This window comes from Clostridium sp. OS1-26 (genome assembly GCF_030915445.1).
Taxonomy (GTDB): Bacteria; Bacillota; Clostridia; order Clostridiales; family Clostridiaceae; genus Clostridium_AM.
The window spans coordinates 4,709,511-4,724,794 of sequence record NZ_CP133264.1 but is presented as its reverse complement, the minus strand read 5'-3'; the positions used below and the strand labels follow the sequence as shown (position 1 = coordinate 4,724,794).

Here is a 15,284-nt window from a genome sequence, read left to right as displayed (position 1 = left end):
CAATATTCATATAATAATTAGTAAGCGATTTAGAGGGGATGATTATAATGAATAGCAAGGTAATTGAACTTAAGGGATATAAAAGAAGAAACACAAAAGAATTAGCTGAAGAATTCTATAATAGAGCATTTTATTCAATATATACAGATGAAAAGATTAAGTTCTATACAATGGCTATAAGTAATGAACCTAAACATGAAAATGCTTACTATAACCGTGCCATAGTTTTTAAGGGATTAAAACAATATGATATGGCAATAAAGGATTTTACGAAAGCAATTGAGTTAAATCCGAACAATAAAGATGCTCATAATGGCAGAGCTGTTGTTTATTATGAAATAAAAGAATACGATAAGGCAATACAAGATTATAATAAGATAATAGAGCTAGATCCTGTTGATGAAAATGCTTATTTTAACAGAGGCTTGGCACATAAAATGCAGAATGATTACGAAAATACAATAAGGGATTTCACTAAAGTAATTAGTTTGGAGCCAGAAGATGAAGAGGCGTATTATAATAGAGGAATTATATACTATGCTTTAAATGATTTTGACAGAGCAATAGCAGACTATAGCAAAGCAATAGAGATAAATGATGAATATGAAAGTGCCTATAATAATAGGGGAGTTGTGTTTTACCAGATGGGTAAATATGAAAAAGCTATTGATGATTACATTAAGGTTATTAAGCTAAATCCTAATAATCCGGAAGTGTATTATAACATGGCTCTTGTATGTAAACAGAAAAATATGTGCAATACCATATGTTCAGATTATAAAAAATGTATTGAATTAGATTTAAAAAGTAAGGGTTCCAACTAAAAGGGTGGAACCCTTACTTTTATAGTAGATATATAATGTTAAAACAGCTATATAGATAGAAAAGGCTGAAAGCTGACTCATCTATATTAAAATATTATATTTACAACAATCATTATTGCATATTAAAATAGAGTTTCGCCTAAGTTTTTGGAAATTATACAAAATTTTTAAAAGCAATTTTTATGATTATATCATATATTAATAAATAGGTTGTTATAAGGGGGGATTAATATTAATAATATAATTAAATTAAATGAAATCAAAAGAAAAAATATTGATAGTAAAATTAAAATAGAGAAAGCAGAAGAATTCTTCTATAGAGCCTATTATGAAATAAATCAATCTGATAAAATTAAATTTTATACAATTGCTATAAAACTAAATCCTCAATATCAGGATGCTTATTTTAACAGAGCAGGTGTTTATGCGGATTTAAAACAATATGATATGGCAATAAAGGATCTCACAAAAGCTATAGAACTAAATATAGAAGATAAGAATTCATATAATAATAGAGCCATTGTTTATTATGAAATGAATGATTATGAAAAAGCGATAGAAGACTATAGCAAAGTCATAGAATTGGACCCCTTAAATCAAAATGCATATTTTAACAGAGCTTTATCCTATAAAATGCAGGATAATTTTTTTATGGCGATAAAGGATTTTAATAAAGCAATAGATTTAAATCCTCTTGATGAAGAAGCCTTTTATAATAGGGGAATTGTACATTACATTATGAAGGATTATGATAGAGCAATCAAAGACTATAGCGATGCTATAGAGGTCAATGATGAATATGAAGATGCATATAACGGCAGAGGAGTTGCATTTTATTATCAATGCCAATATGAAAAGGCAATAAAAGACTATATGAAAGTTATAAAATTGAATCCTTATAATAATGAAGTGTATTACAATTTAGCACTGATATGTAAATTAAAAGAATGCGGAAGTACAATCAAAGCAGAGTGTAAAAAGTGTGGAGGCAAACTTTGTTTTAATATATAAAACATATTAAAATCAGCTCTCTTTAATTTTATTTGTATATTGTTGATTTAACAAATAAAAGTGATATAATCCTTAATATAAGGTAGTTATATATGTAGAAAGGGATTTTAACATAATGAATAATATAATAAAGGTACAAATATTTGGAGTTAAGGAGCAACCTATATCAAGTGGATGTGGATGCAGTAATAAAGGTAATGGCTGTTCTGGCTGCTCTAGTAAAAAAAGTTCATGCAGTGGTTGTTCCAGTAGTAAAAATTCTCACAGTGGATGCGGTGGTGGATGCAAAACAAATGCTTCAAAAACTGTAGGAGATTTATATAATGAACTAAAAAAGTTTATTGAAGAAAGCGATGTAAAGGATCAAACTATAATTGAATTTATAGATCTAGATAAAATTAAACTTGAAGGAGAATTTGAAAGGATAAAGGATATAATAAATAGAGGATTTGAACCTCCTATTACAGTAATTGACGATATTGTAAGGTATTATGGTGGTATATCTAATAGCTTGGTATATAAGGATGTAAAGGAATTACTGGAGTAGAGCAATATAATAAAAGTAAAAGGACCATAGGTAAGCATAACCTATGGTTCTTTTGTATAGATCTTAAAATATAGAGAAAACATTTTATAAAAAGTTTTAAGAAAGAGCTAATGTATCACTTATGAAATCTTCACAATTTTTATTTTTAAACAAATCTAAAAGTTTAGGAATAGTTAGATTTGCTTTTTCTTTATCTGAAACATCTACAATAACCTCACCTCGATGAAGCATTATTAGTCTGTTTCCCGTGTTTATTGCATGGGATAAATTGTGTGTAACCATAAGCGTAGTTATATTTTTTCCTATTACAGTTTTTTTAGTCATTTCTATAATATTTTCAGATGTTCTTGGGTCTAATGCTGCAGTATGCTCATCAAGTAAAAGCAGCTTAGGATTAGACATTGTTGATATAAGTAAGGATAAAGCCTGTCTTTGCCCACCAGATAGTAATCCTACCTTAGTATCTATTATATTTTCAAGGCCCAAGGAAAGTTCAGATAACATTTCCTTAAAGAAACCTATATTTTTCTTATTAACACAGGCCGTAAGATTAAAAGCTTTTCCTTTGTTGTAAGCCATAGATAAGTTCTCCAATATAGTCATAGAAGGTGATGTCCCTAATGTAGGGTTTTGAAATACTCTACCTATAAATTTTGTTCTCTTATACTCTGGGAATGCAGATATTTCCTTGCCTTCTAAAATTATAGAACCATTGTCTATTGGTAAAGAACCACTTATTAGATTTAAAAGCGTTGACTTTCCAGCACCATTACTGCCTATTATGGTGACAAAGTCTCCTTTATTTATGTTAAGTGATAAATCTCTAAATACAACTTGTTCATTAACAGTATCTTTATTAAAAACCTTTTGCAGATTCTTTATTTGAAGCAATATTTACACCTCCTAAACTAAAACCTTTAGTTCTTTTTAGACTTAAATTAAATCTCTTCCCATTCAAAGTTAATACAATTATAACTATGAGACAGGTAATAAGTTTTAAATCTGTAGGAGGGAAACCCAGCTTCAATGCCGCTGATACGCTTGCTTTGTATAGTATTGATCCTAAAATTACTGTAGTGGTTGCTGATATAAAGGCTGATTTTTTTAAAATAGAGGTTCCTATTATAACCGCTGCAAGACCAACGATAATAATTCCTGTGCCCATATTTGCATCAGAAAATTTTTGGTATTGAGCCATTATTGAACCGGCCAAAGCTACAATGGCATTAGATAGCATTAAGCCTAGTATTTTCATCTTATCCATATCCACTCCAAGAGAAGTAACCATTTGTGGATTATCTCCAGTAGTTTTTAGTATGAATCCTAACTTTGTTTTTAAAAACATATCAAGCAGTATTTTTATTAAAAATGCTATTAAAGCAATTATGATCACTGGTAAAAAACTATTTGAAAAGATAGTTTTCTGTGTGAATAGTGGAACATTTGCTTTTCCCATTATTCTAAGATTAATAGAGTAAAGGCCTATCATAACTAAAATACCTGAAAGAAGATTAGTTATTTTAAGCTTTACATGCAGCAAGCCTGTTATTGATCCAGCTGCAAGACCAGCTATAAAAGCTATAATCAGTGATAAAAATGGATTTACTCCTTTTACTAATGCAGCAGCAGTTACAGCAGCTCCAAGAGCAAAAGTACCATCAACTGATAAGTCTGGGAAATCTAATATTTTATAAGTTATATAAACTCCTATGGATACTATACCAAATATTAAACCTTGTTCAAGTATATTTATTAAAAAGCCAGTCACTACTTAGCACCACCCTTAACTATTTCTGCCTTTGCTTTTAAATCATCAGGTATGGCGATATTTAGTTTCTTAGCAGTATCTTCGTTTATTATGAGTTTTGTTTCTTTTAAAGTCTGAACTGGCATATCTTGTGGTTTTTTGCCATCTAATATATCAGCTGCCATCAGACCTGTTTGAAAACCAAGTTTGTAATAATCTATACCTTCTGTTGCCAAAGCACCAGAATCAACATGAGCCTTTTCAGCACTTATAACCGGTATTTTCTTTTCTAAACACTTAGAGCTGATTAAAGACATTGATGAAGCTATAAGATTATCTGTAGGTGTGTATAAAACATCTACCTTTGAAAGCAGGTCATTTAATCCTTGTGGCATATCATTGGAGCTAGTAACACCTGTAGCTATAACTTCTAAATTCATTTTTGCAGCTTCTTCTTTAGCCGCTTTAACTTGGATTTCTGAATTTGCTTCACTAGTGCTATAAAGTATACCCATCTTTTTACAGTTAGGAACTATTTTTTTGATAAGCTCAAATTGTTTATCTAAGGGAAGGGCATCACTAGTCCCTGTGACATTTGTATCCGGCTTATTCATTGATTTTACAAGCCCAGATTTAACAGGGTCAGTTACTGCTGTCATTAAAATAGGTATTTCTTTAGTACTGTTGTATGCAGCCTGTGCTGCAGGAGTTGCTATAGCAAGTATTAAGTCTTTTTTATTTGAAACAAAATTACTTGCTATTGTTTGTGCAGTTGGGATGTCACCTTGAGCATTTTGAAAATCTATTTTGATTTTTTCACCATCTTTAAATCCTTTAGATGCCAATGCATCTACAAACCCTTTACGAGCTGAATCTAAAGCGGGATGCTCTACTAGCTGGCTTATTCCAATATTTAAAACCTTCTTGGAATTGCTAGTGCTACTTGAAGCAGCTGAAGAACAGCCTGTCAAAATAGACGTGCCTAAAACAAGACCTCCCAATAGACAAGATAATAATTTTTTTCCTACCATACTACCATCCTCCTAAAATATTAAGTTATAAAATTTAAAAGTAATTTTTTACTTTTAATATCTACCATACTACGCTTAGACGACTCTCAAATGTCAAATAATAATGTGAAAGTTATAAATATCAACAGTAAATTATAGAAAAACTGTTAATTTTGATGTTCTAAATTTGTCAATTATTTAAAATTCCAAATTAAGTTATTGAGAATAATCATATAATAGATTATAAATAAAGTCAACATATCAGTCAGAATTGGCAAAATTCAATATTTTGACGGTCAATTTACTAGTACATATTTAAAAAAGAATAATATTTGCAGCTGAAAAGATAAAAAGAAAGAAAAGTGACATTCACTAATTGGCAATTTAAATTTGCCAATTAGTAAATGTCAGGTATTGAACGATGACCAAGTCCTATAACGACCTCGTTTAAATGAAGAAGCCCTATGCTCATGAAAATACATACGCTAATATGTTCTCCAGCTCGTGCTATTCCTATTTTCCCTCCAACGTTAAGGCCTGTGGCTTTCCGTGATATTTGCTCAAGAGCTTCTTTTGTAGCACCGGCTACAGCTCCATCGTGAACATGGCAGTCTTTAATTATATTACACCTATGGGAAGCAACTAATGCACGTTCAATAATTTTAACTGTTGAATTTGTAAAGTCACCGCCTATATCTACAGCAGTAGTAAGAATACCTTTTTCTTTAAAGGCTAATGTCAGTTTTTCTTCATTAGATCTTGAGGATATTGCCATTTTTACAGATGCTTTAGCAACATCAGTGCTTTGACGGTTCATTTAAATTCCTCCTATACTTTATTTATTATAACATTATAGCATACATTTAACATTTTAGAGTACATAATGTATAATCTTGTATATATAGATAATTTTTTATTATTTTGTGTGTGATTTCAATACTGAAAATTTAATTAAATAAAGTAAATTGACTTTTCAACATTGGAATCATGTATACTTAAGAGGGGGATAAAATGGAAAAGACTTACGGTATTATTATGGCTGTAATAGTGGGGATTTGTCTTGGAACGCAGCCTGCTATCAATGCTGTGCTTGGAAAGGCTATTACACCGAAGATAGCAGCTTTTCACAGCGTTCTTACAAGTACAGTTATCATGCTTACAATAATTTTAGTTTCAGGTAATTTTAAAGAGTACGCAAATATCAAAAATGTATCTCCATTATACTGGATAGGGGGAGCCTTTGGTATAGTAATTGTGTTCCTAAGTATAAAGGTCGTGCCAATATTAGGAGCAGCATCAGCATTGTCTATATTTGTTTCTCTACATGTAATTACTGGCGCTGTACTAAGTCATTTTGGACTATTTGGTGTTACAAAATCGCCAATTGATTTTGTTAGGCTATTTGGAATAATACTTATACTTATAGGAGTTAAAATTGTAGTTAGATAGGAGGGAAAATATGCTTTTAATTAAGAATGGTAAAATAGTTACGATGACAGGTGATAACTATGAAAAGGGATCTATACTTATTAAGGATGGAAAAATTGCTGAAATTAGCGAAAATATTAATGAGCCACAGGGTGCAGAGGTAATAGACGCAGAAAACAAGTGGGTTTTACCTGGGCTAATTGATGCACATTGTCACTTGGGGATGCTTGAAGAGGATATAGGATTTGAGGGAAATGATTTAAATGAATCAACAGACCCTATAACTCCACAATTAAGGGCAATAGACGGAATAAATCCTTTTGATCCAGCTTTTGATGAAGCTGTGAAAGCTGGAATAACAACAGTTATGAGTGGTCCAGGCAGTGCTAACGTAATTGGAGGACAATTTGCAATTATAAAAACTAAAGGAGTTTCTATTGATGAAATGGTGGTATTAGAACCAGCAGCAGTAAAAATAGCCTTTGGTGAGAATCCAAAAAGAATTTATAAAGGAAAAAATAAAATGCCTATGACCAGAATGGGAACTGCTGCACTTCTTAGGGAGACCTTAACAAAAGCAGTAAACTATAAAAATAAGAAAAATGCAGCATTAACTAAAGGTGATAACTTTGATATAGATATAAAGATGGAAGCATTAATGCCAGTATTAGATAGAAAAATACCGCTAAAGGCCCATGCACATAGAACAGATGATATGCTTACTGCCGTTAGAATAGCTAAAGAGTTTGATGTTTTACTTACGCTCGATCACTGCACTGAAGGTCATATTATTATAAAACAAATTAAAGATTCTGGTGTTCCTACAATCTTTGGGCCAATTATGACCTTTAGAAGTAAAGTAGAAACAAAAAACAGAAATTATACTACTGCAAAATTATTAAATAATGCAGGAGTCAAGTCAGCAATAATGACAGATCATCCAGTTATTCCAATCGAGTGTTTGCCGATATGTGCTGGATTAGCTGTAAAGTCAGGATTAAGTATAGAAGAAGCTTTAAAAACTATAACTATAAATGCGGCAGAGATACTTGGCATAAGTGATAGAGTGGGAAGTATAGAAAAAGGAAAAGATGCAGATATAGCAATATATAACGGAAATCCTATGGATGTGTATACGGATACTTTATATACAATCATTGATGGAAAAGTAGTATATAGAAAATAATACGACATAAGTCCCTATACAGGGTACTAGGCTGAAAGTTACTTTTCCTATAGGATATTATGTCGCAAAATTTTTATATTACAAATTACAGGTAGTATAGAAGATAATTGTTATAGGATAAATTATATATTATAATGGTAAAATAGTAGAAGTATAATATTACACTTTTGGGGGTAAAGAAACTTGAAAAAAGCATTTGTGGTTGACTTTGATGGAACAATAACAGTAAAGGATGTAGGTTTCTCTATAATACAAAAATTTGCTGGAGATGGCTGGAGGGAAATAGGTGATCGCTGGATTAAGAAAGAAATAGGAACATCTGAATGCGGCCAAAAACAGTGGGATTTAATCAATTATAATGATGAAGAAATAAGATCCTTTGCCAGTAAGTTTGAAATAAATCCTGGTTTTAAAGAATTTATCGATATAACAAAGAAGAATTCTTATAAAGTAGTAATAACATCAGATGGTTATGATATTTATATAAAAGAAATACTAAAACGAAATGGTTTAGAAGACTTAGAGCTATCTTGTAATAGTGCGGTTTATGACAAAGGCTGGAGGTTATCTTTCTTAAATGCAGATAAGGCATGTGATCTTTGTGGAAACTGCAAAAAGAAGGTAGTTGATAAATTGAAAGATGAAGGCTATGAAGTTTACTATGTTGGTGATGGACATTCTGATAGGTGCGCCTGTGTATATGCTGATAAGATATTTGCTAAGTCATTTTTAAAGCAGCACTGTGAAGAACAAAATATACCTTACTATGATTTCAATACCTTTTATGATGTAATAAAGCACATATAAATTTGGGGTTATTAAATATACCCCAAATTTTTTTCTCTAAATGAGATATATATTAGTTTCACTGAGATTTAAGCCATCTTGACCAACTAGTTTTAAAATTATCATTATTTTGTACTGAATAATTATAAAAATTTTTAATAAATTCAGATCTTTGTGCGGAGTTACCCGTTAGATTTTTTTCAGCATAAAGCAGGTTTTTACCACCTAATAGAACCTGTCTATTCATGATGTTCTCAAGGCTAACCTGTTTAGCATCTCTCATTATATCATACATTGTCATAAAAGTAGTTGTTCTCCCAATACCTTCCTTACAGTGGAAATGAAGCCATGTATTATCAGGCAGTGAGTTAACAAATTCTATAAAATAATCTACCATTTCATCAGTAGGTCTCATAGTATCAGTAATCGGTATGCGCATATAGGACATACCTACACTCTTTACTAATTCACTCTCGTCTTGAACTTTTGTAGGGATTATAGATTTATCTCCAATAGTTACTGATTTACCTAATTGTATAGCTTGTAGCTTAGCTTTTTCATCTTTTAAAACCTGCTCCTTTGATAATCCTAAGTTTGCTTTGTTTTTAGGGCCTAACCAACTTACTGGTGTATCATCAATAAAGCCATGAGACTCCTGCCTCAAATCGACTACAACTATAGGCATATTCGTTCCTATAGATTCTTTAAGAAGTTTAATATTGTTTGTTGAGAATTAGGAACTGCCGGATGCATTTAAGCTAGATAGTCCTTTTAGATTTAAGGGTTTGCCATCCTCAAATTTTAATGAGTTTGTAGTTTTACGAAAGTGTTTTGGTATCTCTTCAGTATTCTTCGTATCACTAACAAGGCGTACACTATCGGTATTTGTAATTGGATTAAAAGTAGGTCGAGAATTTAAATTAAATAAGCATAATAGTATTGTAAAAAAATGCTCATTAATACTAAGTTTGACTTTTTACGCATACTTATTCACCTCTTTTCTTTAATGTGAAGATACAGTATATATTCTTTAATTTGTAGGCAATTTTATACTAGAAACAAAAATACTTTGCCATAAAATAAATTCAGCTTAAATAGGTATTTTTACTTTGGTCACAAAAATTTACCGAAGTAAAAAAATGCTTATATGGTAGTAAAAGCCTTGATTCTATTGTAAGACATTGTAGAACTGTGTAATATAAGTATTGTAATTGTAAACCTTTTAACTAACTATTAAATTTTAAAAGAGGTGAAATAGTAAGATGTCTAGGATGAAAAAAATCAATGATGGAATTCAGCTCTTTGGTAGGTCGCTGTTGCTGCCAATAGCTGTTATGGCTCCAGTTGGTATGGTTTTGGGAATAACTGGTGCATTAGTTCAAAGCTATATGATAGCTAAAATACCTATACTTGGCAATCCACAAATAAATATAGCTTTAAAAAGTTTGCGTGACATAGCAAATGTTATTTTTAGCAATATACCATTATTGTTTGCTATGGGCGTTTCTTACGGTGTAGCAAAAAAAGAAAAAGGAATTGCCGTCTTTTCTTCAGTAATATCGTATTTAATTTTAAACATCAGCATTAATGTTTGGCTTACTGTAACAGGACATTTAGTAAAAGCGGATGTGATGGCTAATTATGGACAAGGTATGGTATTGGGAATGCAAACTTTACGTTTGGAAGCCTTAGGTGGAATAATCTGTGGATTAATTGCTGCTAAGGTTACAGACCGTTTTTATAATCTCGAGCTGCCTGTTGCATTTGCTTTTTTCGCAGGTAAAAAATCTGTACCAATCATCACAATTGGCATAACCACTGTTGTGGGATTGATTATACCATTTTTCTGGCAGCAAGTAACTGCTGGATTAATATATTTATCTAAGTATCTGTTATCAGATTACTTTGGAACATTCCTCTCAGGAGCTATGAACAGGTTGTTAATACCACTAGGATTGCATCATGTTTGGAATGCATTAATACGTTTTACCCCAGCTGGAGGAGTTTATACAATTCATGGTAAAGATTATATAGGAATATTACCAGCTCTTAATGAAGTTTTGTTTAATTTAGGTCCTTCAGATCCTGCGTGGAGTTTAATGCCTAAATTAACTAGATTTATGGCAGAAAGTCAGGCTATTAATACTTTATTTGCAGTGCCAGCTATTGGACTTGCAATGTATAAGTCTGCTTTTCCACAAAATAGAAAGTATGTAAAAGGTGCAATTATAACAATGGTGCTAACAGCATTTTTAGGTAACGTTACTGAGCCAATAGAATTTGCATTTATGTTTGTATCTCCACTGTTATTTATATTTCATGTAGTAATACAAGGTATTGGATGTGTTTTCTTATATATAATGGGAACAGCAGTAGGATATATTAGAGCTACAATATTCGATTTTGCTATATTTGGTTTAATGTATGAGAAGACAGGATGGTATAATATTATTATAGTCGGAATTCCACTAGCTATTATATACTATTTTGTTTTTACATGGGCAATAAAGAAATTCAATATTGCTACCCCTGGAAGAGAAAGTGAAGAAATGACTGATAATAATTTATTGAAAGAGAAAAAGTATAATGAGATAGCAAAAATTGTCGTTGAAGGATTAGGTGGCAAAGAAAACATTGTAAATATTGATAACTGTGTTACAAGGCTTAGAGTTGATTTAAAGGACAGCGCATTAGTAGTTAAAGAGGTTCTTAAATCTTCTGGAACATCAGGATTCTCTTTTCCAGGTAAAAACCATATACATGTAGTTTTTGGACCGCACGTGGAATTTGTTAAGAATGCTGTGGAAGATGAAGTAATGGGTACTAATAAAAAGATAGGGTGATTATTAAATGGAACTAAGCAAGCTAATAGAAAATTATGATGAACTAACTGGTTTGGAAAAGAAGGTAGTTGAATATATTACAAACAACCCAGAACAAGTAATACGATTAACTGCAAATGAATTAGCAGAAAGATTATTTATATCAAAAACATCCATTATAAACTTATCTAAAAAGTTGGGCTTTGATGGGTTTGCTCACTTAAGATATTACATAAAGGAATATGTAGTCAATAAAAATAGAAAAAATGAAAATTTGTCTTATCGTGATATTGTAAATAATATATATGATGAAATTACCAAAACTTTATCCTTACAAAATGAAGACAGCATGAGAAGCATTGCAGAAAAAATTATAAATGCAAAGTCTGTGTATGTTATAGCTAGAGGAGCGTCAAAACCTATTGGCGACTTGCTTAGTTCAAGATTATCAATGATGAGAATTAAATCAATATTTATTGATGATTTAAATTTAATTGATGTTATCGGTGAAAGATTAGTACAGGATGAAATTTTAATTCTCATATCCTTATCTGGAGAGACTGAAAAGATAAAAAGTATTGCAAAAATTGCTAGAGCTAAAAATATCGATATTATTGCAATTACTTCTTTTTATAATAATACTCTGCAGAAAATCGCAAATTATAAGATATTCTGTTTTTCTGATAAGGTAGAAACAAAAAACGAAGATTTGATATCAAGATTAGGTCTGCATACAACTGTGCAGCTGTTGATATCATATATAAATTCATATGGAAGGAAGTAATATTTGTGGAACGTAATAATCAAGTTGTAACTATAGTAGGATGTGGAAGTACAAGAATTCCGGCGTTAATAGGAAGCTTAATAAATTATAAAGAGAGATTTCCTCTAAAGAAATTAATATTGTTTGATATAGATAAAAAACGTATAAATGCTATGGAAGATTATATCAGATTAACTATGGAAAAATACTATGATGGTGTTGAACTAATATTTACTGATGATGAAGATAAAGCTTACATAGATGCCGATTATGTATTTTGTAATATGCGTGCAGGTAACTTCGAAATGAGAAGTCACGATGAAAAGATTCCTCTAAAATACGATTTAGTTGGACAAGAAACCTGTGGCCCAGGAGGCTTTGCATATGGAATGAGATCTATAAATGCTATGATTCACATGGTGAAAAAAGTTAGAGAATATGCACCAAATGCTTGGATACTAAATTATACTAATCCAGCAGCTATTGTTGCTGTGGCATTGGACAAGGTATTCCCAGAGGATAAAAGAATATTAAATATATGCGATCAACCATATTCAATGATTAAATCCTTTGCAAAAATACTAGATGTAGATATGTATGATATAGAAGCAAGATACTTTGGTCTAAATCATTTTGGGTGGTTTACAAAGCTTTATTATAAACAGACAGGGGAGGACTTGTTGCCAAAGCTTAAGAGTTACCTACAAGGTAATGAGTTTAAGCCATATAATGCGGAGCAAAGAGAGCCGTCATGGTTAAAAACCTATAAAAATGTTAATAGAATAATGTCATTTTTCCCTGAGTATTTACCAAATACTTATTTACAGTACTATTTATTCCCTGATGAGATATCTAAAGATAGTGATCCAAATTATACAAGAGCTGATGAAGCATTAAGTGGAAGAGAAAGAGAAGTATTAGAGCTTTGCAGTAAAGCAAGGGAACAAAACTCTGTTGAGGGACTTCCACTATTGGTTGGAGCAGTGCACGGAAACATGATGGTTGAGGTAGCTGAATCTATAGCATATGATCTAAAAAAAGTCTTCGTTATTATGGTGAGAAATGAAGATATAATATCTAACTTGCCAAGTGATGCTATGGTTGAAATTGCTGGAGAGTTAACAAAGGATGGCGTAGTTTCATATAAGGTTGGAGAAATTGATACATTTTATAAGGGGTTAATTGAAGGCCAATATGCATACGAAAAGTTAACTGTAGAAGCTTGCTTAGAATCAAATTATCAAAAAGCATTACAGGCATTAACTCTTAATCGTACTGTTATTAACCCGGTAAAGGCAAAAGCTGTATTAGATGATTTGATGGAAATAAATAAAGACTATTGGTATTTAAAATAAAGGGTGATTGTATGTATTTATATTCTGAAAACATTTATACTCCTTATGGATTCCAGAATGGGTATTTAAAAATTGAAAATGGTAAAATTATAGGTGTTTTTGACAATGCAGATTCCAAAGAGATAATTAATTATAATGAGAAGGTTATAATACCAGGCTTTATTGACATACATCTTCATGGATGGGCTACAGGATCATTCCTATTTGAAGGTACTAAAGATTCACTAAAAAATATGTCCAAAGAATTAGTGAAGGTTGGGGTTACATCATATTTAGCAACAACAGGCACGGATTCTATAAATAAAATATCCAGCCAATTAGGCGAAGGAAAAAAATTTATTGATAGTTGGAATCCTAATAACGGAGCTGAGGTTTTAGGCTTTCATTTAGAGGGGCCTTTTATCAATAGTGAATACAGAGGGATGCAAAAAGAAGAATTTTGTATAGAACCTTCTATAGAGATTTTAAATGACTTTATAAAAATAGGAGGATTAGAAAATATAAAATTAATAACTATGGCTCCAGAGTTGCCAGGATCTAAAGCCTTTATTAAGTATGCTAAAGAAAATGGGATTCAAATCTCTATTGGGCACAGTGGAGCTGAGTTTGAAGATATTGCAGAACTTAAAAGTTATGGTGTAAGTGGTTTTACTCATATGTTTAGTGGTATGAGCGGCTTTCATCATAGAAAGTTGGGTGCTGTTGGTGCCGCTATGTATTTTGATGACATGTATGTGGAATTTGCAAAACAAACTGGAACAACGGTAAAACCGGAGGCTTTTAAAATTTTATATAAGATTAAGAGTAAAGATAGAATAATTTTAGCAACAGATTGTATAGGATTAGCTCATATTAGATCCCCCTTTTATCATTATATACGTGAGTGTAAATATATGCCTTATAAGGATAAAATTGTAGTAAAGTATGATGATGGTATAGAAGAATGCATATACAAGAATGATTATAGCAGGATTAGATGTCTAGAATTGAGCTATATTGAATCTATTAAGAATGTTGTTAAAAATGTAAATGCCTCAATATCAGATATTGTAAAGATGGCTTGTGAGAATCCTGCGAAATATATAGGAGCGTATACATACAAAGGAAGTATAGAAAAAGGTAAAGATGCAGATTTAATTATAATCGATGAAGAGTGGAATATATTTGATGTTTATGTAAGAGGAAAATTGCAAAACATCAGCTCATAGTACAACTTAGAATGATGATATAAAAGATGGTTTTAAATTCTTTCTTTTATATCATCAATTTTAATAATGGAAGGAAGTGAATTATCTGAATCTAGTGATTCAGATGCTAAATATGTTTAATATATTTAAAAAAGATTTATCATTATATTGCCCAATTGCTGGAAGAGTCATAGATTTAAAAGAAGTTCCAGATCAAATATTCTCAGAAAAAATGGTTGGGGATGGTGTTGCAATCGATAGTATTGGAGATACAGTATATGCCCCTCAAGATGGAGAGATAGTTTCTATTTTTCCGACTAACCATGCCTTTTCTATGGTTTTAAGTAATGGTGTGGAACTCCTTGTGCACATAGGGATAGACACTGTCAAATTGAATGGAGAAGGGCTTGAAAGATTAATCGAGCCAGGAACTAAGGTTGTTAGAGGAACTCCAATAATAAAAGTAGATAGAGAATTGATATTAGAAAAGGGAGTTTCACTTATAACTCCAATAGTAATAACTAATGTAGACGTGATAAAAAATATGCAATGCAAGGTTGGAGAGAATGTATCAAAAAGTGATGATATAATTCTAACATATAAGTTAAAATAAATTTT

General features: G+C 31.2%; 16 protein-coding genes. 11 read left to right on the top strand and 5 right to left on the bottom strand.

Annotation, left to right across the window (positions count from 1 at the left end; all coding sequences use genetic code 11):
* The first annotated feature begins 47 nt into the window (after positions 1-47).
* From RCG18_RS23390 to RCG18_RS23380, 3 genes are all read left to right on the top strand, one after another.
* Positions 48-824, top strand: coding sequence for a tetratricopeptide repeat protein (locus tag RCG18_RS23390; RefSeq protein WP_308038392.1), 777 nt, complete (start codon positions 48-50; stop codon positions 822-824).
* A gap of 225 nt (positions 825-1,049) precedes the next feature.
* Positions 1,050-1,835, top strand: coding sequence for a tetratricopeptide repeat protein (locus tag RCG18_RS23385; protein WP_308042097.1), 786 nt, complete (start codon positions 1,050-1,052; stop codon positions 1,833-1,835).
* 115 nt (positions 1,836-1,950) lie between these two features.
* On the top strand, positions 1,951-2,382 hold the full coding sequence (locus tag RCG18_RS23380; protein ID WP_308038391.1) for a hypothetical protein: 432 nt from the start codon (positions 1,951-1,953) through the stop codon (positions 2,380-2,382).
* A 96-nt stretch (positions 2,383-2,478) separates the two neighbouring features.
* On the opposite strand, the gene RCG18_RS23375 is transcribed toward RCG18_RS23380, so the two are convergent.
* The 4 genes from RCG18_RS23375 to RCG18_RS23360 all read right to left on the bottom strand — a co-directional run bounded on the left by RCG18_RS23375 (position 2,479) and on the right by RCG18_RS23360 (position 5,956).
* A complete protein-coding gene (locus tag RCG18_RS23375; RefSeq protein ID WP_308038390.1) occupies positions 2,479-3,273 on the bottom strand; it encodes an ATP-binding cassette domain-containing protein in 795 nt (264 codons plus the stop codon).
* Complete coding sequence (locus tag RCG18_RS23370) at positions 3,239-4,150, bottom strand: ABC transporter permease (protein WP_308038389.1); 912 nt, start codon at positions 4,148-4,150, stop codon at positions 3,239-3,241. Before RCG18_RS23370 ends, RCG18_RS23375 begins: the two co-directional genes overlap by 35 nt.
* On the bottom strand, positions 4,150-5,160 hold the full coding sequence (locus RCG18_RS23365; protein ID WP_308038388.1) for an ABC transporter substrate-binding protein: 1,011 nt from the start codon (positions 5,158-5,160) through the stop codon (positions 4,150-4,152). The genes RCG18_RS23370 and RCG18_RS23365 overlap by 1 nt, the downstream gene beginning before the upstream one ends.
* 376 nt (positions 5,161-5,536) lie before the next feature.
* Entirely contained in the window at positions 5,537-5,956 is a 420-nt protein-coding gene (locus RCG18_RS23360; protein WP_308038387.1) for a HutP family protein, read from the bottom strand.
* Between the two features lie 194 nt (positions 5,957-6,150).
* On the opposite strand from RCG18_RS23360, the gene RCG18_RS23355 reads away from it, so the two are divergent.
* The 3 genes from RCG18_RS23355 (at position 6,151) to RCG18_RS23345 (ending at position 8,560) form a co-directional block, all read left to right on the top strand.
* A complete protein-coding gene (locus RCG18_RS23355) occupies positions 6,151-6,588 on the top strand; it encodes a DMT family transporter (protein WP_308038386.1) in 438 nt (145 codons plus the stop codon).
* A gap of 10 nt (positions 6,589-6,598) precedes the next feature.
* Positions 6,599-7,753, top strand: coding sequence for an amidohydrolase (locus RCG18_RS23350; RefSeq protein ID WP_308038385.1), 1,155 nt, complete (start codon positions 6,599-6,601; stop codon positions 7,751-7,753).
* A 183-nt stretch (positions 7,754-7,936) separates the two neighbouring features.
* A complete protein-coding gene (locus RCG18_RS23345) occupies positions 7,937-8,560 on the top strand; it encodes an MtnX-like HAD-IB family phosphatase (protein ID WP_308038383.1) in 624 nt (207 codons plus the stop codon).
* Between the two features lie 58 nt (positions 8,561-8,618).
* Here the strand turns inward: RCG18_RS23345 and RCG18_RS23340 are convergent, their stop codons facing one another.
* Complete coding sequence (locus RCG18_RS23340) at positions 8,619-9,224, bottom strand: hypothetical protein (RefSeq protein ID WP_308038382.1); 606 nt, start codon at positions 9,222-9,224, stop codon at positions 8,619-8,621.
* Positions 9,225-9,801: 577 nt separating this feature from the next.
* Here RCG18_RS23340 and RCG18_RS23335 point away from each other — a divergent pair.
* The 5 genes from RCG18_RS23335 (at position 9,802) to RCG18_RS23315 (ending at position 15,279) form a co-directional block, all read left to right on the top strand.
* Entirely contained in the window at positions 9,802-11,382 is a 1,581-nt protein-coding gene (locus tag RCG18_RS23335) for a PTS transporter subunit EIIC (protein WP_308038381.1), read from the top strand.
* Between the two features lie 7 nt (positions 11,383-11,389).
* Positions 11,390-12,145, top strand: a complete 756-nt coding sequence (locus RCG18_RS23330) for a MurR/RpiR family transcriptional regulator (RefSeq protein ID WP_308038380.1) — start codon at positions 11,390-11,392, stop codon at positions 12,143-12,145.
* A gap of 5 nt (positions 12,146-12,150) precedes the next feature.
* Positions 12,151-13,479 carry a 6-phospho-alpha-glucosidase gene (locus RCG18_RS23325; RefSeq protein WP_308038379.1) on the top strand — a complete coding sequence of 443 codons (1,329 nt, stop codon included), beginning with the start codon at positions 12,151-12,153 and terminating at the stop codon, positions 13,477-13,479.
* An 11-nt stretch (positions 13,480-13,490) separates the two neighbouring features.
* Entirely contained in the window at positions 13,491-14,687 is a 1,197-nt protein-coding gene (gene nagA, locus RCG18_RS23320) for an N-acetylglucosamine-6-phosphate deacetylase (protein WP_308038378.1), read from the top strand.
* Between the two features lie 112 nt (positions 14,688-14,799).
* A complete protein-coding gene (locus tag RCG18_RS23315; protein ID WP_308042096.1) occupies positions 14,800-15,279 on the top strand; it encodes a PTS glucose transporter subunit IIA in 480 nt (159 codons plus the stop codon).
* Positions 15,280-15,284 lie beyond the last annotated feature (5 nt).